Source organism: Rhodococcus sp. JVH1 (assembly GCF_000280725.2).
GTDB classification, from domain to species: Bacteria; Actinomycetota; Actinomycetes; order Mycobacteriales; family Mycobacteriaceae; genus Rhodococcus_F; species Rhodococcus_F jostii_A.
Map to the genome: position 1 here is coordinate 7,660,271 of NZ_CP166289.1, position 26,539 is coordinate 7,686,809.

Annotated in this window: 25 protein-coding genes and 2 pseudogenes; 10 read left to right on the forward strand and 17 right to left on the reverse strand. The window is 67.4% G+C overall.

The window, feature by feature from the left end; genetic code table 11:
* Positions 1-30: 30 nt before the first annotated feature.
* The 3 genes and pseudogenes from JVH1_RS36090 to JVH1_RS36100 all read right to left on the reverse strand — a co-directional run bounded on the left by JVH1_RS36090 (position 31) and on the right by JVH1_RS36100 (position 2,448).
* On the reverse strand, positions 31-231 hold the full coding sequence (locus JVH1_RS36090) for an FCD domain-containing protein (protein ID WP_009472831.1): 201 nt from the start codon (positions 229-231) through the stop codon (positions 31-33).
* 31 nt (positions 232-262) lie between these two features.
* Entirely contained in the window at positions 263-655 is a 393-nt protein-coding gene (locus JVH1_RS36095; protein WP_009472830.1) for a GntR family transcriptional regulator, read from the reverse strand.
* Positions 656-701: 46 nt separating this feature from the next.
* A pseudogene (locus JVH1_RS36100) lies at positions 702-2,448 on the reverse strand (zinc ribbon domain-containing protein).
* Between the two features lie 733 nt (positions 2,449-3,181).
* On the opposite strand from JVH1_RS36100, the pseudogene JVH1_RS36105 reads away from it, so the two are divergent.
* A pseudogene (locus JVH1_RS36105) lies at positions 3,182-3,388 on the forward strand (nitrilotriacetate monooxygenase); the annotation flags it as partial.
* Positions 3,385-3,798: an OsmC family protein gene (locus tag JVH1_RS36110; protein WP_009472827.1), complete on the forward strand. Its 414-nt coding sequence runs from the start codon at positions 3,385-3,387 to the stop codon at positions 3,796-3,798. The pseudogene JVH1_RS36105 and the gene JVH1_RS36110, both read left to right, overlap by 4 nt.
* 38 nt (positions 3,799-3,836) lie before the next feature.
* On the opposite strand, the gene JVH1_RS36115 is transcribed toward JVH1_RS36110, so the two are convergent.
* From JVH1_RS36115 to JVH1_RS36130, 4 genes are all read right to left on the reverse strand, one after another.
* Positions 3,837-4,088 carry a hypothetical protein gene (locus JVH1_RS36115; RefSeq protein WP_009472826.1) on the reverse strand — a complete coding sequence of 84 codons (252 nt, stop codon included), beginning with the start codon at positions 4,086-4,088 and terminating at the stop codon, positions 3,837-3,839.
* A gap of 5 nt (positions 4,089-4,093) precedes the next feature.
* Positions 4,094-4,288, reverse strand: coding sequence for a hypothetical protein (locus JVH1_RS36120; RefSeq protein WP_009472825.1), 195 nt, complete (start codon positions 4,286-4,288; stop codon positions 4,094-4,096).
* A gap of 94 nt (positions 4,289-4,382) precedes the next feature.
* Entirely contained in the window at positions 4,383-4,709 is a 327-nt protein-coding gene (locus JVH1_RS36125; protein WP_009472824.1) for a hypothetical protein, read from the reverse strand.
* Positions 4,710-5,018: 309 nt separating this feature from the next.
* Positions 5,019-5,501 (reverse strand): DUF1707 domain-containing protein, encoded by a 483-nt coding sequence (locus tag JVH1_RS36130; RefSeq protein ID WP_009472823.1) that lies wholly within the window; start codon positions 5,499-5,501, stop codon positions 5,019-5,021.
* A gap of 103 nt (positions 5,502-5,604) precedes the next feature.
* Here JVH1_RS36130 and JVH1_RS36135 point away from each other — a divergent pair, with 103 nt between their 5' ends.
* Positions 5,605-6,132: a PadR family transcriptional regulator gene (locus JVH1_RS36135; protein WP_009472822.1), complete on the forward strand. Its 528-nt coding sequence runs from the start codon at positions 5,605-5,607 to the stop codon at positions 6,130-6,132.
* A gap of 34 nt (positions 6,133-6,166) precedes the next feature.
* Here the strand turns inward: JVH1_RS36135 and JVH1_RS36140 are convergent, their stop codons facing one another.
* The 3 genes from JVH1_RS36140 to JVH1_RS36150 all read right to left on the reverse strand — a co-directional run bounded on the left by JVH1_RS36140 (position 6,167) and on the right by JVH1_RS36150 (position 8,568).
* The gene (locus JVH1_RS36140; RefSeq protein ID WP_237726824.1) at positions 6,167-6,697 is read right to left on the reverse strand and encodes a hypothetical protein; all 531 of its coding nucleotides are present in this window, start codon (positions 6,695-6,697) and stop codon (positions 6,167-6,169) included.
* 78 nt (positions 6,698-6,775) lie between these two features.
* Positions 6,776-7,876, reverse strand: a complete 1,101-nt coding sequence (locus JVH1_RS36145) for a calcium:proton antiporter (protein ID WP_009472820.1) — start codon at positions 7,874-7,876, stop codon at positions 6,776-6,778.
* Between the two features lie 2 nt (positions 7,877-7,878).
* The gene (locus JVH1_RS36150) at positions 7,879-8,568 is read right to left on the reverse strand and encodes a TetR/AcrR family transcriptional regulator (protein ID WP_009472819.1); all 690 of its coding nucleotides are present in this window, start codon (positions 8,566-8,568) and stop codon (positions 7,879-7,881) included.
* Positions 8,569-9,614: 1,046 nt separating this feature from the next.
* Here JVH1_RS36150 and JVH1_RS36155 point away from each other — a divergent pair.
* A complete protein-coding gene (locus JVH1_RS36155) occupies positions 9,615-9,794 on the forward strand; it encodes a hypothetical protein (RefSeq protein WP_009472816.1) in 180 nt (59 codons plus the stop codon).
* A 252-nt stretch (positions 9,795-10,046) separates the two neighbouring features.
* Here the strand turns inward: JVH1_RS36155 and JVH1_RS36160 are convergent, their stop codons facing one another.
* Positions 10,047-11,432, reverse strand: coding sequence for a DUF2252 domain-containing protein (locus tag JVH1_RS36160; protein WP_009472815.1), 1,386 nt, complete (start codon positions 11,430-11,432; stop codon positions 10,047-10,049).
* A 189-nt stretch (positions 11,433-11,621) separates the two neighbouring features.
* Between JVH1_RS36160 and JVH1_RS36165 the strand changes: the two genes are divergently transcribed.
* From JVH1_RS36165 to upp, 3 genes are read left to right on the forward strand one after another with little or no spacing between them, the layout of a single operon-like run.
* The gene (locus JVH1_RS36165; RefSeq protein WP_009472814.1) at positions 11,622-12,893 is read left to right on the forward strand and encodes a GTP cyclohydrolase II; all 1,272 of its coding nucleotides are present in this window, start codon (positions 11,622-11,624) and stop codon (positions 12,891-12,893) included.
* Complete coding sequence (locus tag JVH1_RS36170; RefSeq protein WP_009472813.1) at positions 12,890-14,155, forward strand: URC4/urg3 family protein; 1,266 nt, start codon at positions 12,890-12,892, stop codon at positions 14,153-14,155. The genes JVH1_RS36165 and JVH1_RS36170 overlap by 4 nt, the downstream gene beginning before the upstream one ends.
* Positions 14,156-14,174: 19 nt before the next feature.
* A complete protein-coding gene (upp, locus tag JVH1_RS36175) occupies positions 14,175-14,804 on the forward strand; it encodes a uracil phosphoribosyltransferase (RefSeq protein WP_009472812.1) in 630 nt (209 codons plus the stop codon).
* A 12-nt stretch (positions 14,805-14,816) separates the two neighbouring features.
* Here the strand turns inward: upp and JVH1_RS36180 are convergent, their stop codons facing one another.
* The 5 genes from JVH1_RS36180 to JVH1_RS36200 form a co-directional block, all read right to left on the reverse strand.
* On the reverse strand, positions 14,817-15,158 hold the full coding sequence (locus tag JVH1_RS36180; RefSeq protein WP_009472811.1) for an HNH endonuclease: 342 nt from the start codon (positions 15,156-15,158) through the stop codon (positions 14,817-14,819).
* Positions 15,159-15,171: 13 nt separating this feature from the next.
* The gene (locus JVH1_RS36185; RefSeq protein ID WP_009472810.1) at positions 15,172-16,584 is read right to left on the reverse strand and encodes an FAD-binding oxidoreductase; all 1,413 of its coding nucleotides are present in this window, start codon (positions 16,582-16,584) and stop codon (positions 15,172-15,174) included.
* 7 nt (positions 16,585-16,591) lie between these two features.
* Positions 16,592-18,061 carry an APC family permease gene (locus JVH1_RS36190; protein ID WP_009472809.1) on the reverse strand — a complete coding sequence of 490 codons (1,470 nt, stop codon included), beginning with the start codon at positions 18,059-18,061 and terminating at the stop codon, positions 16,592-16,594.
* Positions 18,062-18,330: 269 nt separating this feature from the next.
* Positions 18,331-18,753, reverse strand: a complete 423-nt coding sequence (locus JVH1_RS36195) for a hypothetical protein (RefSeq protein ID WP_009472808.1) — start codon at positions 18,751-18,753, stop codon at positions 18,331-18,333.
* Between the two features lie 188 nt (positions 18,754-18,941).
* Positions 18,942-19,424 (reverse strand): DUF1931 family protein, encoded by a 483-nt coding sequence (locus JVH1_RS36200; RefSeq protein ID WP_009472807.1) that lies wholly within the window; start codon positions 19,422-19,424, stop codon positions 18,942-18,944.
* A 200-nt stretch (positions 19,425-19,624) separates the two neighbouring features.
* Here JVH1_RS36200 and JVH1_RS36205 point away from each other — a divergent pair, with 200 nt between their 5' ends.
* The 3 genes from JVH1_RS36205 to JVH1_RS36215 all read left to right on the forward strand — a co-directional run bounded on the left by JVH1_RS36205 (position 19,625) and on the right by JVH1_RS36215 (position 25,465).
* Positions 19,625-21,154, forward strand: coding sequence for a membrane protein (locus tag JVH1_RS36205; protein WP_009472806.1), 1,530 nt, complete (start codon positions 19,625-19,627; stop codon positions 21,152-21,154).
* A gap of 214 nt (positions 21,155-21,368) precedes the next feature.
* Positions 21,369-22,601 (forward strand): hypothetical protein, encoded by a 1,233-nt coding sequence (locus tag JVH1_RS36210; RefSeq protein ID WP_009472805.1) that lies wholly within the window; start codon positions 21,369-21,371, stop codon positions 22,599-22,601.
* A gap of 20 nt (positions 22,602-22,621) precedes the next feature.
* Complete coding sequence (locus JVH1_RS36215) at positions 22,622-25,465, forward strand: FtsW/RodA/SpoVE family cell cycle protein (RefSeq protein ID WP_009472804.1); 2,844 nt, start codon at positions 22,622-22,624, stop codon at positions 25,463-25,465.
* On the opposite strand, the gene JVH1_RS36220 is transcribed toward JVH1_RS36215, so the two are convergent.
* A complete protein-coding gene (locus JVH1_RS36220) occupies positions 25,466-26,455 on the reverse strand; it encodes a rod shape-determining protein (protein ID WP_009472803.1) in 990 nt (329 codons plus the stop codon).
* Positions 26,456-26,539 lie beyond the last annotated feature (84 nt).

Sequence of the window (26,539 nt, forward strand, 5' to 3'; positions counted from 1 at the left end):
CAACGCCCGGTTCCGCGATGACGCGGCGATCTACCGGCGGGCCATTGCTGCGATACGCAGATCGCGGGTCCGCGCCTGGTGGGCGATCATCAGGATCCGCGCCTTCTCGGCGTCGCCGCTCTGCACGGCGGTCAGGATCTCGCGGTGTTCCGTTTCGATCTGCTGCAGATTGGAGGAGGCCTGGGCTTCCTCCGCGTCGTAGGCCCGTAACTGAGCGTCGAGTCGGTCCATCAGCTGTGCGATGGTCTGATTGTGGGCCGCGCTAGCGCAGAGCGTTGTGCCACTCGTTGTGCAGCGCGAGGCTCGTCGCGGGATCGGGTGATTCGATTGCCTGCTCGAACAACCGGCTCAACCGCGCCAGGTCCAATTCGGTGCGGCGGGTCGCGGCGGAGTAGGCGATCGCGGACTCGAGTGCGATCCGTGCCTCGCAGATCTCGAGCACCTCCTCGGGTGTGCGCTCGCGCACCCGGTACCCTCGCGGCGCCTGGACCACCAGGCCCTCGTAGTCGAGCCGCTGCAACGCTTCCCGTACCGGTGTACGGGACAGTCCCAACTCCGCGCCGATGGTCGCCGGGATCAACATCGTCCCGGGCCGGTCGGCGCCGCCGGTGATCCGCTCACGCAGCTGTTTGTACGCCGATGATTCTCTCTCCACCGAGTTCCCTTGTCCGGGCACGAACGCCATGCCACGGAGCAAGCGTCTACGTAGATCTCATACTATCTGCCACTTGCGTGGCGGATGTTGGAGATGGACGTGTGTCACGGCTACCCGCATCACCGTGCGGTGGTGTGGGTTTGACCGTGTCCCACACCGACGCTTGTGGTGCAGGAACATGCTGTTTCGGAGTCACCCCCACCCGCGGTGTCACGGTGGGCAGGCTGCGGTACCCGTCGGTGCCGTGGCCGACGCGGGGTGGGAGCATTTTCGTCGCGCGATGGCCGCACCGGCGCATGCTCGGCGCCCCGGACGGCGGGCAGCTGCCCACGCCACCGGGTGACGTTGTTTCTGCCGAGCAGCGCGCGTTTGGCCAGGTTCACCCCCGCGACGTGGTCGCGGTTGCCACCGACCCGGCAGCCCGGGCACCACGCGTCGTGGTAGCCGCCGGGGCGGGCGAGCGGTTCGTCGCAGCCCGGACACAGTGCGGACGATCCCCGGGCGGGCACCGAGACCACCGTGATCCCGACACCGGCGGCGGTGTGGGCGAGGGCGGCGGCCGCTTGGCGGCGGGCGGACTGCGCGGCCCGGTTGTTGTTGACCCGCCCGTGTCCGCGGGTCTCGAGGGTGGTCAGATCTTCCACTGCGATCAGCTGCGCCTGGGCGGCGACGGCGTAGTCGGTGGCCTGGCGGGCGAAGTGGAACGCGAGTTCTCGGTTGATCTTTCCACGCTTGGCGCCCACCGCGGTGCGGTGCGCGTCGAGCACGGCGATCTTCGCCTCCAGCTCGGCGCGGACCTCCGGTGGGGCGGTGGCGGCCAGTCGGGTCAACCGGGCCGCCTTGCGGTGCAGCAGCTGCCCCTCGGCCTGCAGGCGCGCCAGCTTGATCCCGAGGCCGCGGTCGTCGTAGGTGAAGCCCCGGTAATCCGAGGACAGCCCTTCCGGGTTTTCGGCGGTGATGGCGGCGGCGCCGAGGGTGGACGGGGACCAGTCGACCCCGACCGCGACGGTGGCCGATCTCGGGTCTCCTGCCGGGACGAGTTCGGTCGCGGCGCACCGCCAGAGCAGGCCCCGGTGGTCGAGGACCAAAGTCGGCAGATGCCAGCCGATGATCGCCCTGCCGTGCAGGTGGGCGGGGATGGCCGCGGTCAGCCGCACCCGCCGCCACTGCGCCCGCCCCGCCGGGGCGGGGTTGGTGGGCAGCTTCACCGTCAACACCAGCTCGTCACCAGTGACGGTGATCTGCGCGAGTTGCCGGTCGGCGGCGGAGAGTCGGGCCATCGCGCTCGTCTGCGGTGGATCCTGCAGGTCGGTGATCCGCACCCGGCCGGCCGGTGCCCCGCCGGTGCGGTGGGCGTGTGCGAGGAGCTGGCGCCGCACACCCCGAGCGAAGCCCGGCGGCACGTGGTCCGCCGATCCGGTCGGCGGTGCCACGACCCCGGTGACCGGGTCGAATCGCTGAGAGAGCGATGCGATCGCGGTGTCCCCGTAGGTCAGGGTCCGCAAGGTGGCCAGCACGTGCGTGGTCACCACCCGGGTCACCCGCGACGGCACATAGACCCCGTCCGGGTAGGTCGGGTTCCAGCCGAGGCGGGCCGCGGCGACATGACCCTGTGCGGGCAGTCTGCGGTCCTGGCGGTCCCGACCGGCGGCGAGCACATCGAAGGTCGCCGGCTGCCACAACCGTGACACCAACTCGGCACCCGCCGCGGTGATCAGGTCCAGCAGCCACCCCACCCGGGTGTCGACGTCGTCGAGGCCGATCGGCTCACCGGTCGCGTCGTCGACCGCCATGTGGGCGCGGGTGGTCACCGAAAACTGCCGCGCCACCGCAAACCCGGACTCGTGCTCCCCCACACCACTCTTCGGTTACCCCTACCCCCGCCGTGCCGCGGCATCGCCCCGGGTGCCTGCGCTGATCCCGCTTCGACCGCAGTCGGCACCGGCCGGGAAGCGACACACCAACACCCCTGAGTCAGCCACCAGCACTCATCGCCGCGATCGCAACCCGGACAGTAACCCCCACCTCTGACAAAGAACGCTCGATCCACGCCGCCGATGAACCCGGCCACCCGGTCTCGCCACGGCACCCGCACCACCGTGCATCGGCCCCCGGCTGCGTCATCGAGCATCCGGCCGCGCCCCGCTCGCCGCCCAGGTCTACACGGCGCGGGCCTCGGAGACCGGGTGCTCCACACCACCGGCACTCTCCCACAGCATCTTCACCCGGTTTTCCAGCGATGCCACTTGTCCTGGAGCCCCGCACCCGGTTATCCAGCGCCTCCACCCGATCCGGCGCCACCGCCCCGAACCCGGACACGGGGCTGCCCGGGTAGACGTCCCGATCCGCGCGATCAAATATCCGGTGTCCCGCACCGGTACGCCGAGACCGCAACCGACCCGCCGACGCCGCCCAACGCACCCCGCCACCGACATGCCCAGGCACTCCGCAGCCTCACCAATCCGCCTGCCGCAGAACGTAGTAGATACCATGACGTAGTCATAGAATTTCGAGCAACAGCGGAAAGCCTGCGACGGATTCATGGTGCAGGCTCCGTACCAGCCGGGAGGATTCGAGGACTTCACCCGCCACGTGGTTCCCGAGTTGCAGAAGCGAGGACTGTTCCGCAAGCAGTACGAGGGGAGCACTCTGCGCGAGAACCTCGGACTACCCCGAGTGCAGAGCGTGGAGTGGGTCAACCGGGTGCGTCGAGGCGCCGAGGCCGCACTGTGAGTTCCGGCGTCGCGGAAGTGTCCGGGCACACGGTGTCCGGGGTGCCGGGACGATTCGTTCTCAATGCCCGCGAGAACCACCTCGTCTCGGATTCGAGGTTCGGCCCGGCCGAGGCCATCCAGGCCGGCGAACTGCTCCTGGCGGCAATCGTTTCGTGCGCAATGGCGAACATCCAGTCCAACGCCGAGGCCGACGACATCCGCGTCGAGCACATCGAGGTCCGCGCATCCCATCGGCGGGGTACGGCCGACCCGACTCGCTACGATTTCACCGAAGTGCGCATCGAGATTCACGGGGTGGACCAGCCGACGGCCGACTCACTGGCTGCGAAATTCGCGTCGTCCTGCCCGATCTACAACACCATCAGGCGGGGAAGTGGAATCGAGTTGACCGTCACTGCCCACTTCTAGCCGGCCCGCTTCGATCGCACCTGAGTGCCGTAAAAGGTTCAGAGCGACGGGCGCGGGCGGGAGATCGCGGTGTCGATCACGGCGACGATGTCGCGCTGTGACACCGTGTCGCCCGCTCCCGCAGTCTGGGCTGCCTCGATCAGATCATCGGTGAGGCTGTCGAACAGCAGCGCCGTGCGAGGGTCGGTTCGGCGGCCGGGATTGTCGAAGGCGTGCAGCGCATCGACCGCGTCGCGGTACCGGCCCAGCCCCTCGGGCGCCGTGCTCACCTGCATCGCTTGCACGTTCATCGTGCTCAACTCCGAACCAAGCTGTTGGACAGCCGGGCTTCGTTCACTGCTCGACTGGCCGGATCGCAGCGGTACTGACCGGTCGTGGTGTGCCGGTAGCCCGGGCCGTCCTTGACGACGGCGTGCCCGCAGTAGCGGCATTCGTGACCGGACTGCCCGATGCGGATGGTTTCGATGGTCGGATACGTGTTGGTGCTCATTGTTCTCGTTCGTCGGTGTGGTCGGTGGTGTCTGTGAAAGTGGGGTTGAACGACTCGGGTGGACTTCGCGGCGCCACTGCCGTGGGCGGCCGCGTCATGCGTATTCGGCGAGGGGTTCGGCCGAACCGACATGGGCGCGCTCCAGAGCTTCCCAGACGAGGTCGTAGCGCTTGAGGGTCATCTCGTCCGCGTTCGCGAGCAGGGCGTCGAGGAGGGAGTGTGGGTCGTCCTGCCAGGAGTGCAGCGCGGCCGCGACGGTTCTGTTGGTGAACAGACCCGATTGAGCAAGGGCGTGACTCCACTCGTCGAACAGACCGCTGTAGATGCGTTCGACGGCGTCGTGGTCGAATCCCTCGGCGACGAAATCACGCGCGAAGGTTGCCGTGACGTAATCACCGCAGGTAATCGGTTCTGCATTCATCGGTGGGAGCACCCTCCGTCAGTGGCGGCGTCGGACCAACGGGCGACCCCGGTTCGTGAGTATGAGACAGGTCACATCGTCGCCCACTACGGGGAGATGGCGCATCGGCCGAATCACCGGGGGGTATACCTATCTTCTGGTCCTCGCGACCCTCGTCGGGCGAGGACAATGTCCGCTCTGCCTGGTCACGGCCTCTCGATACCGTGCACCAGATCTACCTGCTGCGCGGCCGGAGTCGAGCCCGATGACCTCGTTGCCGACTACGAATCGACGAACCGGCACATGGACATGCCGTTCGTCCGCGGAGATTCAGCGACTCACTGCGACTCTCGTCTGGTCATCGTGCAGCGCATCGGTGATCCTGCCGCACCCGCCCTCGCGGCCGAGCACCGTCCTGCCCAGCAGCACCAACCCCCACGGGCCGATCACCCAGATCGGCCACGGGTAGATCATCACAGCGGAAGCGAGCGAGACGATACCCCAGATCGCGATGTTGATTCCTCCGGCGGCGAACCAGGCGAGCCACTCGATCCGCTGGTGACCCGGGATGCGACGACGCGACCGGTGGGCCGTCGGCGCCCTGGGTGGCGCGAGGGCAACTGCCTGGGGTGCCGACGGAAGATCACGCAACACCTGATGCGCCTGCTGCTGGGTCGTCGACTGGTACACCTGTGCCACCCGCTGGTCGAACTCGCCGATGGTCAGTCGTCCCTCGGTGAGATGCCACCCGAGTTCTCCGACGACCTGCTCGCGTTCGGAATCGGATATCCGGATGTTGTCCGCGTACTGCATCGGACCCTCCTCAGCGATGACATTCCACTGTGGAATGTCGCTACCACTATGATCGATATGCCACAGTGGAATGTCAACCCCCGACTGCGCGAAGGACCGTGCCATGGCTGACCGTCCCCTCAACGCCACTGCGGCATCGCTCCTCGGGTTCCTGCACGAGGGATCGAAAACCGGGTGGGACCTGGTGGTCACCGCGCAGGAACGAATCGGCAAGTTCTGGTCGATCACGACCAGCCAGGTGTATCGGGAGCTCGCCGCAATGGAGCGTGGAGGGTTGATCGAGGCGGGGGAACGGGGCGCCCGAGAGCGCAAGCCCTACACGCTCACCGAGGACGGTCGCCGGGCGTTCGCGGAGTGGATCGAGCGCGACCCCGGGCCGGAGAACATCCGGTATCCGATGCTGCTCACCGTCGCGTTCGGTGCGCACCTTCCGCCCGAGCGGTTGGCCGCGATGCTGGACTCGCACCGCGCAGCGCACGAAAGTCAGCTCGCCGAGTACGAGCGTGACGCCGCGGTCCACGGTTCCAACCGATTTGCACTGGCCACGCTCGACTTCGGGATCGTGTACGAACGTGCGGTACTCGAATGGTTCGATCGCGTCGGGAACCGTCTGGGGCAGGAAAGTCGTTGACGGCCCCGCTGCTCGCCAGGTGCGGGTCTCGGAGTCAGCCGATCACGCCGTCCTCGGCAACGACAACCGTTGGCAGGTCCACCCGTTGCGGAGCGCCGGCTTCGTCGCAGATCACGGTGACGAACGCCGGAAACACGATTCGCCACGAGCCGCTGACGGGCGACAACGCGCTCGCGGCGAAGTCGGCCCACTCCTTCGGCAGCAACGTGACTGGTTCTTCCTGCAGCCATTGCGGCGTGGGAATCCGGCGATTCTGCTCCTCGACTGGATCGACGACGAACCGCACGTCGGTGGCGATACCCGTTCCGACGTTGCGGAGCCGGAACCGGTCGACGGGGCCACGGATGCGCTGGACTTCGAACTCGACGTGCTCCGGCTGTGGGAATGCTCGCTGCGCGGCTTCGGCGATCCGGGTCAACGCGGTGACCTGTTCGAGCGCCACGTCCAGCGCAACTTCGGCCTCACGCCTGGCCTGATCGGCGAGGGCTGCCTTCCGCCAGGCTGCGGCTGTGGTGGCACCGAACAGCACCGCAGCCGCCGCGCCGACCCACGATGCGGTTTCCATGCGCGGAAACTTACCCGAACGCATCTCGGGGAGGTTCGCTGGTGACGTCTGCACGAGCGGCGACGCGCGGGGCGACGGTCAGGGGTTGACGGAGAGGAACACATAGGCAGCCAGCAGCACCAGGTGGACGCCACCTTGGAGGCGGGTGGCACGGCCCGGGACCACCGTCAGCATGCCCACCACCACGGTGATGGCGAGCAGCACCACCTGGGTGGGACCGAGGCCGAGCAGAAGTGGTCCGTCCAGCCAGATCGAGGCAACCGCAATGGCCGGAATGGTCAACCCGATGCTGGCCATCGCCGATCCCAGGGCCAGATTCAAGCTGATCTGGATCCGGTTTCTCTGCGCCGCCCGGACCGCGGCGAGGGTTTCCGGCAGAAGCACGAGCAGCGCGATGACCACACCGACGATGGATTGTGGCAATCCGGCATCCTCGACTGCGTCCTCGATCGTGGGGGACTCGACCTTCGCCAATCCCACGACTGCGCACAGCGCCAGCACCAACAGCGCGAGGCTCATGCCCGCCACCCTGCCCGACGGGGGTGCCGCGTTCCGGTCCTCGACGTTCACAGGTTCGTCGGGGATGACGGGCAGGAAGAAGTGTCGATGCGGTCCGGTTTGGGTGAGGACGAACATCCCGTACAGAACCAGCGAGGCCACTGCCGCGAATATCAACTGAGCCGAGGAGAATTCGGGGCCCGGCCGGCTCGTCGTGAAGGTCGGCAGCACCAGGCTCAGGGTAGCCAGCGACGCTACGGTCGCCAGTGCCGCGCCCGTACCTTCCGCATTGAACAGCGCAACCCCGTATCTTCGTGCGCCTACGAACAGCGACAACCCCATGATTCCGTTGACGGTGAGCATCACAGCCGCGAATACCGTGTCGCGGGCAAGTGAGGCCGTCGCCGGGCCACCCGAGATCATCAGCGTCACGATCAATCCGACCTCGATGACGGTGACGGCGACAGCGAGAATCAGCGATCCGAACGGCTCACCGACCTTGTGTGCAACCACCTCGGCGTGATGAACAGCGGCGAGCACTGCACCGACCAGCACCACCGCCACGACGAGCGCCAGAACCGTGCCGATGTTCCGGCCCCAGGTCACGCCCAACACCGCAACGGAGACCGGTGGAATCACCAGCGGCCACTCTGCAGTGACCGAACGCCACCCGAACGCCATGATTAGACCTTGCCAGCTCGATCCGCTCGGGAGGACCGCAATGCGGAACCCGCATCACCCATCCGCGGCGAGCCAGCGGTGGGTTGGGTCCGGGCCGACTGGCTTCGGGTGAGTGCGGCTCGCGTGGCGGCCTCAACCGTCATCACGATGAAATCGCGTCGGCGCGAGTCACGGTCGCGGCCCCGCGGAAGAGGTGGCGAAAACAGTCGGTCTGCGGTCTGGAGAGCTACCCAGCCGTCGACGAGGGTGATCACGGTGATGAGCAGTTCCTGGGCGTCGCTCTCGGAAAGTTCGGGGACAGCTTCCCGCGCGCTGGCGACTATCGCCTGAGCGTGCTTCTGTCGCGATGCTTCCGCGACAGGTGCCTCGAGTTCGAGTCCTTCCCAGAACAGCAGACGGGTGAAAGTGGGGTGCTCGCGTTGGTAGTCGAATCGGCGACCGGCGTAGTCGGCGATGGCGACGACCCCGTGACCGGACAGCTCGACAGCGGCAAGCGTGGTTGCGAGTTCATGTTCGAGGACCGCGCTGAAGAAGGCTTCCTTCTTGCCGAAGTACTGGTAGATGCGCTCTTTGTTCACGCCTGCTTTCGCGGCGATCCGATCGACACGGGCACCGGCCAACCCGAACGAACTGAATTCTGCAACCCCGGCCTCGATGAGAAGTCTCTTGGTTCGTTCGGTATCCCACGCCACGGCTGCATCCTACGACAACTCCAACTGTCTGGTTGCAATCTGCATGTCCAGCCCCTACGGTCAAGGCAACTGAATAGTTGGAGTTACGAGAAGGGCTACCTCAGGATGGAATCTCTTGCCCTCGCATCTACGGTGTTCGAACATTTCGCTCCGACGACCACGAGGCGCCGGCCTCCGCGAACGGAACGTGTCGACGGGCGCGCTCGGGATCTCGTGCCGGCGAGGGCCCCGTCCATCCACTTGCGGGTGGTCGTCACTTGGGTGTCCATCTTCCCGCTCGTCACGTTGGGTATGACCGTGATGACCTTGTCGGGCCCGATCACAAGCACCTGGCCGACATGGCTGCGGGCTTTGTCGCTCACCGGTGTCGTTGTTCCCACCGCGGTGTACCTCGTGGTGCCGCGCGTGCTTGATTTGTCAGTCCGGTGGATGACCTGGCGGTGCCGACGCTCTGCCGGTGCTGAGTCCTGTGAGAGCCTGCAGGCGGCACGCGCGATGCGCTCGCACTCGCATCAGTATTGAGCCGACCGGGTGGAGATCATGCGGTGCACTTCCTGGGTCGAATATCTGGCAGGAGGCAATCGAGCGTGCGGCGGTGCCGGCCGAGCGTCCGTCGGAAGGCCGCCGCCCTGAACGCAGTGCCGATTGCGGGCCGGTCCCGCTGCAATCAGTGGGGCGTGGCACCAGGCGTCGGACCGATGCGTTCGCCGGTATTTCCGCGTGCTGACCAGGAACGATCGCTACGATGAGGCAAGTACTTGCGTCGGAGAGGGTGCCGAGTTGTCGCTTTCACGGACGAGAGGCTCGTGCGAATGAACCGTCGCCGATGGTCTCTTCGTAGGGCCGTTCTGGTTGTGGGTCTCGCCGCGACTCCACTGGTCTGGTGTCCTGGTGCGGCCACAGCGGCGCCGGTGTCGGCGCCGTTTCAGATACCCCGCGTGTGGGCTTCAGGGACTTTCGGCTATTGCTTCCCCGCCTGTATCGACGTCCCGGTTGCGGTTACTGGCGATGCGCCGGGGGTCGTGACGTTTCATGACCCAGCACTCATGGAAACCGTCGTGCTGTGGGTTGGCTGGACCAACCTGTCCAACGGAACATCGGGTGTTGCTTCCGTGACCAAAGACAAGCCTGGGGTTGCCCACACCGGTACCGGGGTTGTTACCGCCTCCGCCATGGGGAACCTGGTCGAGTACGTGGGAGCAAGAGGCATCTTCTACGTGCCGTAGGGGAGTCGACCAACTGCTTGTCCCTCATTTCTCGCTGCGGCCGGCTACCACTGGACGCGCGAATTCATGTCGGAGGTGCGAGGTACGTTCTCGTTGCGACGAAAGAGGTCGCCACTCACACTCACGTAACCGAGGCAGTCCGGCTCGGGTGGATGCGAGGTGCAACCGCGCCTCGTATCTCGAGGGAGTGGCGACCTCTCTCGGGTCGCCACCATCGAGCTCGCGTGTTTCAGGCCGTTCCGCCGTGCCGGATCAGGCCGGCTCGGCGGCGATCCGCCCGGATTTCACCGCGGCGACCAGTGTTGCGTGGTCGGCTTCGGTTTGATCGGCGTAGCTGACGGCATACCGCCCGATCACCTCGTCCAGTTCCGTGTCGTTGGCGAAGTAGCCGGCGAGCACCCGCGGATCGAGCGAGCGGGTGTGTGCACGCGCGAGCAGGGCGCCTGCGAGCCGGCCGTAGTCGTCGAGATGATCTTGTTCGAGACCGGTTGGATCGATGTCCCCTTTGAGGTTTCGGAACTGCCGCACGATGAAAGGGAGGCCGTCGATGGTCGTCCAGCCCAGCAGAATGTCCGATTCCGCCTGCACCAGCCGGGCGCCGTGCACTATCCGCTTGCCCTCGTGTTTCGGCTCGTCGACCGGTAGGTACGCCGATAGTGCGGACGGCCGGGCCTGCTTCAGTTGAAGTACGAGCACCTCGTCCCGATTACCGTGCAGGAGGGCGATATAGCTGCGCAGACCCACGCTGCCGGTTCCGACGATCCGGAACGCGACGTCGGACACGGCGAATCGGGCGATCAAGTTCCTGCGGGACTCGCGCAGTGAGTCGACATACAGTTCCAGACCGTCGGTCACGGCGTCGGCGGTTGCGCGATCGACGTGGGTGAGGACCGGCGGGTCGTCGATGAACCGTCGTCGGCGGATCCCGGTCTCGTGATCTTCGAGGTGGGCGGTCCACTTCGCCGCGACCTTCTCGCTGGTATTGCGCCGCGCCTTCTGCGCGGCCTTGTCGAAGTCGTCGAGCAGAGCGTCGGCCTTGGCCCGCTCGAGCACCGACTTGTCCGGGAGCGCGTTCCACGACTGAAGGAATGGCAGTTCGGCGAGATCGCGAATGGTGCGCCGATACGATTTGACGGCGTCTTCGGCGGCCTCGATGCAGCCGTTCTCGGACACACCGCCTTCGCGTCCGGCGAGGACCAGGCTCGCGGCGAGGCGTTTGAGATCCCACTCCCACGGACCGGGGAGGGTTTCGTCGAAATCGTTGATGTCCATGACGATGTGACCGTCCGGTGTGCCGTACAGGCCGAAGTTGGCCGCATGCGCGTCGCCGCACAACTGGGCCTTCAATCCGGTAACCGGAGAGTTTGCGAGGTCGGCCGCCATCAGGCCGGCGGCGCCGCGGAAGAAAGCGAACGGGGAGGCGATCATCCGACCGATTCGCAGCGGGATCAGATTAGCCAGCCTTCCTCGATTGCTGGCCTCGACGAAATCGAGCACATCCGGCCGTCCCGCGCCGACCGCGGCGCTCTCGTGCGCACTCGACGGCACAGTGGCCCGCAACGCGTCGCCCCGCGCGAAGACGTCGTCCGCCTCGATCTGGGTTCGCAGGTCGACGGCTCGCGCTCGATTCTTCGTCACCTCGGCGACACTATCCCAGGCCCTGTCACCGTGTACCTCGTCAGCATTCGCTCGCCGCCGTCCTCGCCACACGACATTGTGGCGAAAGAGTGGTTATGCTTCGGTTTCCGGTGGTCGGCAGCATCCGGCGCCGGAGACACGTTCCGGCGGCATCCCGTGCCGCCGGGCCTTCCTTAACGGAGGAACGTCATGTCCGCTGAATCCGTCGCCGCCACCCCCGAGCCCACCGGCGGCCACATCCGATTGACCTCACACAGCGGCGGTGTCGGCGCCCTGCCGATCCACTGGGGAGCACCCACGCCGTCCGAGCGCGGACCGGTGGTCGGTACCACCACCAACCGCGCCCACCGCAACGTGATCGGAACGCACAGCGGCTCGTACAGCATCTACCGGGCACTGGCGGTGGCGTCGGGCGCGCTGTCGCGTCATCACAAGGCCGACCTCACCGACACCGCGCCCACGAACATCATCGGCCCGTACCCGCAGTGGAGCGAGCCCGGCAAGATCGTGAGCCTGGACCCGTGGGGTGCCACGGTGGCCGAGGTCTTCGCCGCCGAGTTGGCGGCCGGTCACGACATTCGCCCCAGCATCGCTGTCACCAAGGCGCATGTGATCCTGCCGGAGATCATGGAGGCCATCCAGAAAGGTCGCCTGCACCCGGACGGCCGCTTCCTGCTGCCCAGCGGTGCTGCGCTGGTAACCAAGGCGGCGATCGAGCCGGTCTGGCACCTGCCGGGTGTGGCGGAGCGCTTTCACTGCAGCGAGACGGATCTGCGCCGCGTGCTGTTCGAGGAGACCGGCGGCATGTACCCCGAACTCGTGACGCGCTCGGACCTCGAGGTGTTCCTGCCCCCGATCGGGGGTCAGACCGTGTACATCTTCGGCGACGCTCGTGACCTGGCCGACCCAGGGGTGGAGCTGACCGCACGCGTACACGACGAATGCAACGGCTCGGACGTGTTCGGTTCCGACATCTGTACCTGCCGCCCGTACCTCACGCATGCGATCGAGGAGTGCATCCAGGGTGCGCAGCGCGGTGGCGTGGGCCTGGTGGCGTACTCCCGCAAGGAGGGCCGTGCGCTCGGCGAGGTGACCAAGTTCCTTGTCTACAACGCGCGCAAGCGCCAGGTGGGCGGCGACACCGCCGATCAGTACTTCGCCCGCACCGAATGCGTGGCCGGCGTGCAGGACATGCGCTTCCAGGAAATGATGCCCGACGTGCTGCACTGGCTGGGCGTCAGAAAGATCCACCGCCTGGTCTCCATGAGCAACATGAAGTATGACGCCATCACCGGCTCGGGTATCGAGGTCGGGGAGCGAGTGGACCTTCCCGCGGACCTGATCCCGGCCGACGCGCGCGTGGAGATCGACGCCAAGATGGCGGCCGGCTACTTCACGCCGGGCGCTGTGCCGGACGCTGACGAATTGGCGAAGGTCAAGGGCCGGGAGTTGGACGGATGAGCGTGACCGGCGTCGGTCCCGTTCTGGACACCGGGCGGGCCGAGGGTGCGGCCGCGGCTCTGCGTACCACGTCGGCAGTGCGGGAGCGCGCGCGACAGCTGCTGTCCCGTGCGCGCGAGGGCGATTCACTCTGGTTCGGCGTCGACGACGACGCATTGGAAGCGGCCGCGGCGGAGGTCGCCGACGTCACGCGTGCCCGCTATCCCGACCTAAAAATTCCGTACCACAGCCGCTGGCGCCATTTCGAAGCCGGCGGCGTGGACCGCAAGGCCGCGCTGGATGCACGGCTGACCGCGCTGGACGCGCCGGGCCGCGCCCGCGCCATGATCGACCTGGCCGTGGTCAGCGTCCTTCTCGACGCAGGTGCCGGTCCCGACTGGCACTACCACGAGGTGCACGGCGGGCAGCGCTTCGCCCGTTCCGAGGGCCTGGGCGTCGCGAGCTGGCACGCGTTCCTCGGCGGCCTGTTCTCGAGCGACGCGGCGCACCCGCTGCAGGTCGATGCTGCCGGGCTGTGCGGGCTGGACACGGACCGGCTGGCCGAGGTGTTCCAGGCCGGCCCATCCAACCCGTTGGTGGGCCTCGAAGGTCGCGTGCTGCTGCTTCGGCGGCTGGGCGAGGCGCTCGCCGCGCAGCCCGAAGTGTTCGGCACGCACGGCCGGCCGGGTGGCCTGTTCGATCTGCTGGTCGCCCCACAGGGTGCCGCCACGGCGACGGTCGCCGCCCACGACATCCTGTCGCAGCTCCTGACGTCGCTGTCGGGCATCTGGCCTACGGGCAACGCCATCGACGCCGAACCGTTGGGCGACGTCTGGCGCCACGACGCGGTGGCCGGTCCGGGCTTGACGCGGGGCTGGATGCCGTTTCACAAACTGTCGCAGTGGCTGAGTTATTCGTTGCTGGAGCCCTTCCAATGGGCGGGCGTTCGGGTGGTCGGGTTGGACGAGCTGACCGGCCTGCCCGAATACCGCAACGGCGGTCTGTTTCTCGATACCGGTGTGCTCCGCCTGCACGATCCGGCCTGGGCTGCACAAAACTGGACGGCCGGAGACGAATTGGTGGTCGAGTGGCGCGCGTTGACGGTAGCCCTGCTGGACGAACTGGCCCCGCTGGTGCGCGCACGTCTGGGCGTGGATCCCGGAGAGATGCCGCTGGCCTGCGTCTTGGAGGGCGGCACCTGGGCGGCGGGCCGCGCGCTGGCACAGCGCTCGCGGGGTGGGCTGCCGCCGCTGAACATCGTCAGCGACGGCACGGTCTTCTAGAAGAAACGAGGACGACTACATGGGCACGGTACACGTGATCGAGCACCCGCTGGTGCAGCACAAGCTCACGATGATGCGCCGTAAGGATGCCTCCACCAACAGCTTTCGTCGGCTGGCGAACGAGATCTCCGCGCTGATGACGTACGAGGTCCTCCGTGACATCCCGATGCAGGAGATCGACGTCGAGACACCGCTGGAATTCACCACCGGCAAGGTCATCGACGGTAAGAAGCTGGTCTTCGTCTCCATTCTGCGCGCGGGCACCGGCATCCTGGACGGCATGCTGACAATTGTGCCGGGCGCGCGCGTCGGCCATATCGGTCTCTACCGCGATCCCAAAACCCTCGGAGCCGTGGAGTACTACTTCAAGATGCCCGGCGATCTGCAGGAGCGCGACGTGGTGGTGATCGACCCGATGCTTGCCACCGGCAACTCCGCCGTGGCGGCAGTGGAGCGGTTGAAGGAATGCGGCCCCAAATCCATCAAGTTCGTCTGCCTGCTGACCTGTCCCGAAGGCGTTGCCGCCCTGCACAAGGCGCATCCCGACGTCCCGATCTACACCGCCGCCGTCGACCGTCAACTCGACGAGCACGGCTACATCCTGCCCGGCATCGGGGACGCCGGCGACCGTCTCTTCGGCACCAAGTAGCAGGCGCCGTCGTCACAGGGCAGTGGATTCCGGCACCTCGAGTTCGGTGTCCGGGGGTGTGGGGAATCGCAGCGCGAGCGCTGTCTTGATTTCGATGTGACGCAACAGGAAGGCGCGCTCGTCGAGCCGCTTGCGCCGCAGCCAGCCGGTGACTTCGTCGTTGCACTTACTGGCGTTGCACGAGCCGCAGGCCGGGGCGATGTTGTCGAGGGTGTAACGCCCGCCGCGGGACAGCGCCTGCACGCAGTCGCGTTGCAGCGGCTTGTCGGTCGTGCCGCAGTATGCGCAGCCACCCCACGCCTCGGTGAGCGCACTCCACTGCTCCGCGGTGAGGTCGTGCTCGACACTCTCCATCCGACGCTTGCGTTTACGGGCGCCCCTGGCCCTGCGACTCCGGTTGACCGCCATCGCCCCAGCCTAGGACTCGGGACGGGTCAACCGGCGACAGGGGGACGCTCTGTTCGAAGCTGAACACGTTCTCCGGGTCGTAGGTGGCCTTGATCTCGCGCAGCCGCTCGCGGTGGGAACCGTAGTACTCGCGTTCCCAGTCCGACGCGGCGGCGTTGGGCACGTTGACGTAGGCGCCGTCGCCATAGGGGCGCAGCGCCCGCCAGAAGTCGGCCGCCCAGCCCAGTGCTGTCGAGTTCAGGGCGGGGTCGTTCCAGGCGGCCCCCGGCTCGCAGTAGAACAGCGCGTCGCGGTGCGGGAACGCGGACCCGCCGGGCGGAGCGTGCCGGACGGCACCGCCGAAGCTCGAGCAGAAGAAATTGCTCGGCGGGCTGGGCGTGTTGGCCATGTAGTGGACGATCAGATCGATCGCCTCGTCGGGGAAAGGCCGGGTGACGAACTGCGAGTAGAACTTCCAGAGGGCGACGTCGTTCGGCCCCCTGTCGACGTCGCCGTACACGGTCGGCCAGGGGCCCTCCGTCACGGTCACGTCGGGATTGCCGATCGCCAGCAGCGACCGAAGTTGGTCCTCGAGTTCCCGCCGCGCACCGCCGTACAGCAGCGCAGACAGTTCGACCGCGGTGGAATCGACCTCCAGCGCGCTGGTCAGCCGCTCGTCGGCGACCGGCGCGTCGCGCTGCCACACGCGAAGCAGGGCGCCCAGGTCGTCGTGACCGGTCCACCTCGCGACGAGGAATGTGACGTTCGAGAGCTCGTGCAGCCTCAATGTGTAGGACGTCGCAATCCCGAAGTTGCCGCCGCCCCCGCCGCGGCACGCCCACAGCAGGTCGGAGTTGCGGTGCTCGGTGGCCTCCACGACCTTCGCCGAGCGCGCGCCGTCGGCCACCACCACCTCCGCGGCGAGCAGGTTGTCGCACGCCATGCCCATGCTGCGGGTCAGTAGTCCGAAGCCACCCCCGAGAATCACGCCACCGAGACCGACGCCGCCCTCGGAGCCGGTCGGAACGACGAAGCCGCGTTGCCCGAGGGCCGCGACCGTCTCCTGCTGCGTCAGCCCCGTCCCGACGGTCGCGGTGCGCGCCGCTTCGTCGATCACGATGCTCTTCATCCGACTGACGTCGACGACCAGCCCGCCGTCGATCGACGACCAGCCCTCGAGGCTGTGGCGACCGCTGCGGGCACGCAGGGCGATGCCCTCCGTGCGAGCCCAGCGGACCGCGTTGACCACATCCTGCGTGTCACAGCAGAACACGATCGCCTCGGGATAGCGGGAATACAGGCGGTTCCAGCCCACCCGCGCCGCCTCGTAGCCGGAATCGCCGGCACGCACCACGTCACCGGTGAGCACGGTGGTGGCAGTCAGGGGCTTCATCTGTCGGTCAGTGCGAGAAGACATCGGCGTCTCCCGGCTCGGTGTCCAGTACCTCGCGTTTGAAAATCAACAGGTACGCGAAGTACAACCCGCCCGCGAGGAGCAGTCCGACCGCAATCAGGATCGAGGTCAGTGCACTCGAGGGCGACACGATCACGAACAGCACGACCGCCGACCACAGCAGCGCACCGATCGCGACCGGCAGCTCGAAGCGCCCGAGATCGAACGCGCCCTCCTTACGATCCAGTCGCCTCCGCACCGCAAGATAGAGGACGATTATCGCGCCGTAGAGGACCGCCGAGATGACCGTCCCCACCGTGAGCAACTCCAGCAGTGCGCCACCGGGCAGCACGGCCATCAGGACGACCCCGACGACGACGATCATGATGGTCGCCGGAATGGGTGTCTGCGTGCGCGGGTTGACCCGGCGCATCAACCGGTAGGCAGGGAAACGCGCGTCGCGCGACATCGCGAACACCATCCGCGAGCAGGTGGCGAGGGTCACCATCCCGGCGCCGAAGAATGCGAACGCGATCGCGACCAGGAGGGTCCTCTCCATCACCGGACCCAGCTGATCGCGCAGGATCGCCGCCACCGGGGTGTCACTGGCGCTCACCCGGGGGATATCTTTGATCGCAATCGTGAGCGCGATCAGGAACACCAGTCCCAGCACAGCCGCCGCGACGACCGATCCCACGATCGCGCGCGGGACGCTGCGAAACGGATCCTTGGCCTCCTCAGCCATATTCGCCGCGGAGTCGAAGCCGACGAGCGTGGCGAGCCCCATGATCATCGCAGCCATCAACCCGCCGCCGACGGCGAAGTAATTGGGGGCGCCTTCGGTGATACCGCGCGAGGTCAGGTTGCCGACCGAGCCCTCGCCCGAGATCGCCACGGCGACGAAGAGCCCGATCGCCAGCACCACCACGATCACCAGTTCGAGCCCGACCGCGCCCGACGTGATCAGCCCGACGAGGCGCGTGGAGAACACGACGAGCACTGCCTGAACAAGCACCACGACGAGCGTGATCACGCGCGCAGTGTCCTCGTCGGGCTGCATGCCGAACAGCGGCATGAGCGCGGAGCTTGCCATCGCGTTGTCGACCGTCACCACGCCGAGTGCCAGGTAGCAGAAGGTGAGCCAACCGAACAACCAGCCGATCTTCGGGTTGGCCAGCCGCGAGGCCCATTGATAGGAGGAACCACTGAGTGGGATGCGGGCCGCGAATTGGGCGATCACCAGCGCCACCAGGGTCTGTCCCAACGCCACGATCACCCAGAGCCAGATCCCCACCGGTCCGGCGTCTCGGAGTACGTCATCGTAGGTGCCGAAGATCCCGACCGCCACCGAGATGAACGCGAACGAGACCGCGAACACCTGAAAGGAGCCCAGCGTTCGCTTCAGCTCCGGTTTGTAACCGCAGTCCTGACATTCTTGATCGGCGATCTGCGCGCCCACCACGTCTTCTGCCGTCATCTGGGCCGCCTCACGTTCGATCGGGAACTGCGGGGTAGTGAATCGCGATAGAGACCCGTCACAGCGAGACCCGTTCCGCGATCAGGACGAGACTGGTCTGTTTCATCCTCCTCCTCGCGGATACGGATGTCATCGATGGTTCGTCTCTCTAAATACTCCGAGATGCGCACGGGGCGCGTCAGCGCACCCGTCTCGGCCGCCGAGGCCAATGGCCCCGGCGGCCGCAAGAGAGTGCTGTCGATCCAGAGTGAGTCGGTGTCGACCGTGTGTCACATCCAGGGCATGTCGGGATCGAGCGAGTGGGAGATCACCCCGTCGTCGGGCTCGAGGGGGTAGTAGACCTGGTGGATGATGGCACCCTGCTGGGAGTCAACGGTCGCGGCGGCGGGGCCGTAAAGAGTTGTGCCGCCGGGCTCGACCAGCGTGGTGCCGGGCTCGACGAGGGTCACCTGCGGGGGCACGTCTTCGTCGGGGGCGTCGCAGGCGACCATGGGCCACGCGTTTGCGCAGCCGATTCGGTCCCTGACCTCGACCTTGTACGGGGAGAGTCCGGATTCGGGGGAGACGACTTGCGGGAACGTCGACTGGGCGGGTGCGGCGGCAGCAGTGGCGCTCTGGGCCATGAACATTCCCAGTCCGAGGGCGGCGCCCGTTGCGGCTGCTGCGGCGATGCGTGTCTTCGTCGAGTTCATTGCGTTTCTCCTGAGTGTGGTGTGTGAATTTCCGTGTCCCTTGTGGACGAACACCAGTCTTCGCCGGAAGGGGGGTCCGGCACCGCCCCCTGAAGGGGTGGTCGGCCGTCCATCCAGGGGTGGATGTTTGCACCCCGGGGGGTGTTCCGAAGTCACGAAAGAACAGTGGTCTGCCGCGGTCGGCGACGTCAGAGGTAGAGGTCGACGAGGGTACTGATCACCGACCAGTGTGTGGTCCGTGCCCGCACGGTCCTCAACTCGGGGTAGACGACGCGGAAGGTGCGCGCGAGGGCGACGCTGAGTCCGCCGGTGATGTCGGCGAGCCCCGATCGGGTTTCGGTTGCGAGGATGCCGTCGAGGGGCGGGTAGTCGGCCAGTCGTTCGACGATCGGATCTACCCGGAGGCCGGGGCCGAGCTCGCGGAACAATCCGATATTCTCCTGCAGGCCTCGGGTGATCGGCAGGTCGGTGGGTTCGACGATGTGCCGGTGCTGGGCGGCCGCGCTCTCCTGCGCGACGAGGAGCAGGTCGTAGAGTTTCGCGGTGACGACGTCGTCGAATCGGTGAAAGTCCTCCCGGACGACGCCGAGACTGGCGACGTCCCGGAAGATGTCCGCGAACTGGTCGAACGTCATGAGCGTCCCACGGCTTCCGGCCTCCGCACGTTCCATGAGGTGATCATCCTCCGTGATGCGGTCACACATCCGACGAACCGCGCGCAAAGGATGCTCGGTCCGGAATCCCGTTGTCCGGCACGACGTCCTGCGTCCGCTGAGAGTGCTTCCCAGTCCGGGCCCAGTGGAGGGAACCTGTCCTGCGAGGGCGGCGCATGGGTTGTGCAGGACCACGACCAGCGAGTACAGCGAAAGGTATGACGTCGACGAACTGGACGCGGTGGTTGCCGTTGGCGGCCGTCGCGGTGTTCGTCGTCGTGCTCGCGGCGAGCGGGATGGTTCCCGTCTGGCCGGGACTGCTGCACCTGGTCGCGCTGCCGCCGCTGGATCAGTTCGCGGACCTGCGACTTCTGCTGGTGCGTACCGCCTCGTGGCCGCAGTTCCTGGTGCTGCTGGCCGTGGTGTCGGCCGTGCGGGTCATGCTGATGGCCTGGCTTCTCGGTGGACTCGATGCCCGACGCCTCCGCTTCGCCGCGATGTTCTACGCGGCGGCGTTCGGCCCGGTCCTTCTTGCGACGCTCGGTGACGCGACCGCCTACGCGGCGCTGTACTCGCGGGCGTTCTGGCCGGCGGTGGCGCTGGTCGGACTGCTGGTCTTGATACTCGGCCCGGTCCCGTGGCAGGGCGGGGTCACCGTGCGCGGGGCGATGGCGCGGGCGTGGCGCCGCGGCCTGCGGATCGAGGTGATGGTGCCGTACTGCGCCGCGGTCCTCGGGCTCGGCGTTCTGGCCGACCGGGCCCCGGCCCTCACCGTGCTGCTCGTGCCGGTCTCGGCTGCGGCGACGGGACTGACGGTGTGGGCGATGGACCGTGAACCGGTTACCCGGCCCGTCGCGGCGCTTGCTGCCGTGCTCGTCGTGGTGACGGCGGCGTCGGTGATCTTTGTTCGGACACGAGGATATGACGATCCGGAACCCGCGCCCCGGCAGGCCGGTTCACTGTTCCTGATGTCCGGAATCAATTCGCGTTCGGGGCAGGGGAGCATCCACCGGGCCGACGTGCACCGGCTGGGTTACGAATGCGATCAGGTGTACTACTTCTCCTACGCCGGCCCCGGCGACGGGCAGCCGCAGCGCGACTCGACGTGTCCGATCAGATCGGGTGCCCCGTACGAATCTGCCGACACCCAGCGCCCCGTCGAGGAACAGGTCGCGTTGTTTGCCGAACAGACCGCGAACCTGCAGCGGCCGTTGACCGTTGCCGCACATTCCCACGCCGCGTGGATTGCGTGGGACGCGGTTGCCACCGGGCGGGCGCGGGTCGATGTGCTGGTGCTGGTGGGCGTCTTTCCGGAGACCCCGCTCGGCTTTCCACCCCCGGATGGCGATCGACGGGGCAGGGTGTTCGGCGACCTGTTGCGGTGGGCGGCGCCGGTGACCGACGTCGTCTTCTTCCACTTCGACCCCGACACGCCCGCGGCGCGGGAGCTGCTCGGCACCGCGGGCAGCGCACAGGCCATTCTCGACGAGCCGCTGCCCGGGGAGGTGCGTGTTCTGAGTATCACCTCGGCTGCCGATCTTCCCCTGATGCCGCACGGCTGGCGGCTCGACGTCGAACGCAATGGCTGCCCGGTCCGCGCCGCACACTCGTCGCTGCCCACCTCGGCTGCCTTCGAGGACGAGGTGATCCGGTTCCTGGACCACCGGGATCCTCCACCGTGCCCGATGTGGCGGGACTGGGGTGCGGTCGTGATGCACGCGTTCGGGTCACCGCCGAGTGGGAGCTGACAGACAGCGGTGCGACTCAGCTGTCCGGACCGACGACACCGAAATGTGTCGAAGCGGACGAAGCGATTTCTCGGACGCCGGAGCACGCCGCGGAGTTAAATGGAATGACGCAGGCGTAATGGATTTCGGCAGCGAGTAAGCCCAACTCAAGGTCCGCCGCCGCCCGCTCCGGTCGCGTCCTGACCGTGCGGGAGGCATAGCGTCGGGGTGCGCGATGATCGAAGCAGTGACAGGGCTCCTTGCGAGGAGAACCGAACCCGCCGATGCCCGATCCGACCCGCCCGAACACATCGATCACGATGCACGTGTCCGCGGTGTCGCAGTCGGAAGACTCCTGGCGGTGGCGGCGTTGACACCAGCGCAGGCCGCGCTACTCGTCGCGGATGCGCTCCATGAGCTCGAACTGGCGCGCGGCGAGGGGCCCTACCCATTCCGCCTCCGGAACGTGACGGTGTCCGATGCCGGTCATCTCACGATCGAGTGCGCGGGCAGTGCGTCCCGGCGAGACATGAACGAGGCGGTGGTCGAACTTCTCCGAAGCATTGCGACGAACTGTCGCGGTTCGGCCCTGGCCGACCGGTTGCACGAATCGCTCGCCGAAACAACAGATCTGGATGCGTTGGTGCACCGGGTTCGTCAGGCGATCGCACCCGATGTCGACCCGGCCGAGGAGAGAAGGAAACGCTGCCAACTTGCCGGGCTCGTCGCGGCCACCACGGGACGGCCGCGTCCTGACACCGAGGTGGTGGGGGAGCGGACGGACGTCCGGGACTGGCCATATGTGGCGGCCGGTTCCACCCTCGCACCGTCAGGCTGGTTTCCGCCGGTCCGGAATCCGTGGCATCGCAAAAGGAGACGGCCGTCGCGGCGGCAGGGAGCACTCGGCCTGATCGCGATCCTGATACTCGTCGCTGCAGCGTGGATGGCTCCCCGGGTGTGGTCGGAGCTGCGCCGGGGATGGGACGCCGTCCTGAATCCCGTGAATCCCTCGGAGCAGAATCAGATTCGGCCCGTATCGCCGCCTCCACCGGAACCCCAGGCTGATCAGCCACCGCCGGCGACGATCGATGTCGGCCGGCCGCCGCCGCCCGTTGACATCGGTGCCCCCGGCAGTGCGGGGCCGATCACTCTCGTCACGGTCACGCGCGCCAACGGGGAGTGCCTGCCCGGGCAGGCGTGCGCGATCCGAGTCGACATTCGCCTCGATCCGGCAGCAGCTGTCGGCGCCGTGACCTGGCGGGTGAACGTGTACGACCGCTGCTCCGGCGAGGTGCGGCCCACCAGTGACGTGACGCTGCCCGTTCAGCCAGGGTCACAACAGGTTTACGGCATCGTCCGGACCGATCTGCCGCCGGGCGCCGCACTCGCCGTCGCGGCCGTCACCAGCGCCCCGGCGACGGCCGCGTCCGAGCCGCTGCTGGTGCCTCCCGAAAACGCTCGCTGCTGAGCGGCGGGGGGAGGGGTGGGATGCACGACGACAAGCACGACGACAAGCACGAATCCGACCCGTGGATCGTCGGTGCGGCGATCGTTCTCGTCGTGCTCGGCCTTCTGAATTTGCTCTCGACAGGGAAGACGGCAGACGCTGTTCGCCACACGCTCTTCGCCGTTGCCGGTCTGGGCATCATGTATGTGGTGTCCCGCCTGCGGATGAGTGATCTCCGCGCCTTCGGCTGGGCAGTGTTCACCGTGGCGACCGTGTTGTTGGCGGTCGTACCGTTCGCGGGGGTCGCGACCAAGGGTGCTCAACGCTGGCTGGACTTCGGCGTATTCACCGTCCAGCCGTCCGAGCTGGCCAAGCTCGCCCTGGTTCTCGTGCCCGCGAGCATGCTCGCCGGTGGGTTCACGCTGGCACGATTCGTCGCGACCTTGGCGATCGTGGGCGTACCCATTGCACTCGTCGCACTCCAACCCGACCTGTCGACTGCCGTCGTGCTCGTCGCGACGGCGGGATTCATGCTCATCCTCGCCCGAGTCCCGCTTCTGCCTCTGGTTCCGCTGTTCGTGCTGGGTCTCGCGTCGCTTCCGCTGGCCGTGCTCTTTCTCCGCCCCTACCAGCTCGAACGGGTCCACGTGTTCCTGTCGAGCAACGCCGACCCTGCCGGCGCGGGATGGGCCGAGCTGCAAGCGAACATCGCGATCGGCAGCGGTGGCCTGTGGGGGCTGGCGCGCGACCCGATGTACGCGGTGCGGGCCGAGTATCTTCCCGAATCGGAGCACGATCTCGCGTTCGCCAGCCTGGTGTACGGGTGGGGTTTGATCGCCGGCCTGGCTGTCGTGGTGGCAACTTCGGTCATCGTGTGGCGGGCTGCACTCTCCGCGCGCACGGCGCGCACTCGCGAGGCCGCACTCGTCGCGGCCGGGATCGGCGCGTTGTTCGGCATCCACGCGCTGGTGTCGATCGGTCAGAGTCTGTCGCTGCTGCCCCATACCGGCATGCCGATTCCCCTCTTCAGCTACGGGGGCACCGCCGCCATCGTCGGTTTCGTCGCCATCGGACTGGTGCTCGCGGTGCGCCGAGACGGCGTCGCGCGACCGCTGTGGACCCCGGATCCCCGACGGCGGCGCCGCCCGCGCGGAATGTCGGCGGGCACCCTGACGATGACCGCGGCACTCGTCGCGATGTCGGTGTTCGCCTGGCAGTTGCAACACGACCGGGGTGCGGAATTCCGGGCGATGAGCGACCAGCAGATGATGCGGTGCATCCGCCTGCCCGCAGAGCGCGGACTGATCCTCGACCGCAACGGTGTTCCCCTGGCGGTGAACGTGGCCGAGTACGCCGTTGCGGTGGTCGCCCGGATGTTCGACGAGCACGACGACGACGCCCGGAACCGGTTGGCCGCGGTGCTCGCCCGGTCTCCCGACGAGGTCGCGGACCTGATCGATGCCGGTGGCGAAGGCGAGTCGCAGGTGGAAGTCGGCCGAGTCGCGCCCGACCAGGCGCGGCGCATCGTGGACGCGCGACTTCCCGGTGTCCTCGTGGTGCCCACCGGCCGCAGGCAGTACCCGTACGGTGCCGTTCTCGCCTCCGTCCTCGGACACGTCGGGGTCGCCGACGCCGACGACATGGAACGCTGGCCGCATCTCGCGCTCGGGTCACGCGTCGGCAAGGCGGGACTCGAGAAGCAGTACGACGCTCTGCTCCGCGGCAGCGACGGCAAACAGTGCATGTATGTCGATCCGTCCGGGCATCCGGTGGCCGCCGGCGAACGGGTGGACCCGGTACGGGGCCACGATCTGCGCCTGCACCTCGACATCGAAGTGCAGAACCTGGCCACCGACGCACTCGTGGAGGCGATGCGCACCAGCAAGGGCGACCTCGGTGCCGCAGTCGTGATGGACGCGCGAAACGGAGCCGTGCTGGCCCTCGCCAGTGTCCCGGGGGCCGACAACAACGTCTACGGACCTCCGGCCGACCTCGTCGCCCTCGCGGCGCAGAGTCAGACCCCGGGGCCGAGCCCGTTGCTCAACAATGCCACCCAGACCGCCGTCCCCCCGGGCTCCACCTTCAAGATCGTCGTCGCGGCGGCGAATACCCGATACCCGGTGCTGTCGCCGGACGCGGTGATCGACACCGGCGCCGCCTACACCTACGGCGGCCACACCTTCCGGAATTGGCAACCGATGGGCCCGCACAATCTGCTGCAGGCGATTCAGTGGTCCGACAACGTCTACTTCTACAAGCTCGGTGAACTCCTGGGTCCGGAGAGGATGGCGGACGTCGCGGGCCAACTCGGCGTCGGCAGGCGGTCCGGGATCGACCTGCCGGGCGAGGCCGAGGGGTTCCTCGGCACCCCGGAGAACGTCGGAAGCATCGGGGCCACCTGGTATCCCGGGTCGACGCTGTTGATGGGTATCGGACAGGGCACCGTCAGCGCGACCCCGATACAGGTGGCGCGCTGGACGTCGGGGATCGCCACCGGCGCGATGGTGACGCCTCAGCTCGCCGCGGCGTACGGGTCGGAACTGACCCCCATCCCGACAGCGGAGCCTCAGCGTCTGCCCTTCGCGGACTTGCTCGGTCCCGTCCGGGCAGGCATGCGGGCGTCCGCGTCGGCGGGGACCGCCGGGCAACTCGCGGACCTCCCGGTACCGGCCGGCGCGAAGACCGGCACGGCGGAGGACCCGTCGGCGCCCGGAGAAGGACTGAATGCCTGGTTCTCCGCGGTCGCGCCTTTCGACGCCCCCCAGATCCAGGTGTCGGTGCTGATCCGCGGTGGTGGCTTCGGGTCGGCGACGGCGGGCCCCGTGGTCAAGAAACTCCTCGAGCACTACTTTCCGCGACCGCCCGCCCCGGCGCCGACTCGGTGATCAGGCGCTGTAGGCGGCAACCACCTCAGGGTGCACCAGACACGCCGTAGCGCCCTCGGCGACGCAGGTGAGTGGGCGCTCGGCGGTCTTCACCGGGAATCCGAAGGACTCTTCGAGCAGCTGGGACAGCCCGCGGAGCAACGCCCCGCCACCGATGACGAGCAGCCCTTCCGACATCACGTCACCGATCGCCTGGGCGGGGAGGTCGTCCAGGCATTCCGTCAATGTCTGCACGATTCCGGTTGTCGTCGGCCGCAACGCCTCCACGATCTCCTCGGTCTCGAGTGTCACCAGGCGTGCGCGGCCGGTCACGGCGTCGCGGCCCTCGACGACGAGCGACTGCCCCTCGGCGCTGTCGGGTTCACCCAGCTTGGCACGCTCGGCGGTGAGTTCGCCGACGACGATCTTGTGCTCTGCCCTCAGGTACTGGTACAGCGCGTTCGTCAATTCGTCGCCCGCGACACGGCAACTACGGTGAGAGAGAATGCCACCGAAACAGATGGCGGTGACTTCCGAAGTGCCGCCGCCGATATCGACGACGAGGTGTGCGCGTGGTTCCATGGGGTTGATTCCGCAACCGAGCGCACCCGCCACCGGCTCCGGTACCAACCCCACTTTCCGCAGACCGGCCTCGTGGCCGACCTCGAGCAGTGCGCGGCGTTCGAGCGGGGTTGCGCCCGCGGGGACCGAGATGACGGCCTTGGGCCGCAGACCGTATCGCCTGGCGGAGGAGACCCGTTTGATGACGGCCGTGACGAACGCCCGCGCCGACTCCAGGTCGACGATCACCCCGTCACGCATCGGTCGAACCGGCGTGATTCCGATTGGAGTGCGGCCGACGAGACTTCGCGCCTCCGTGCCGATCGCGAGAGCACGGTGCGGATCCTTCGTTCGAACGAGCATGAAGGACGGCTCGTTCAGTACGATGCCGTCGTCGGGAGTTCCGACGACAGTGTTGGCAGTTCCGAGATCGATACCAAGTCCACCCACGTCGGCCTCCAGAGGGATTCCAGCGAGATGATCCTGATGTTACGCAGCCGCAGCGTCGTTCGGAAGATATCGCGTGACACCAAA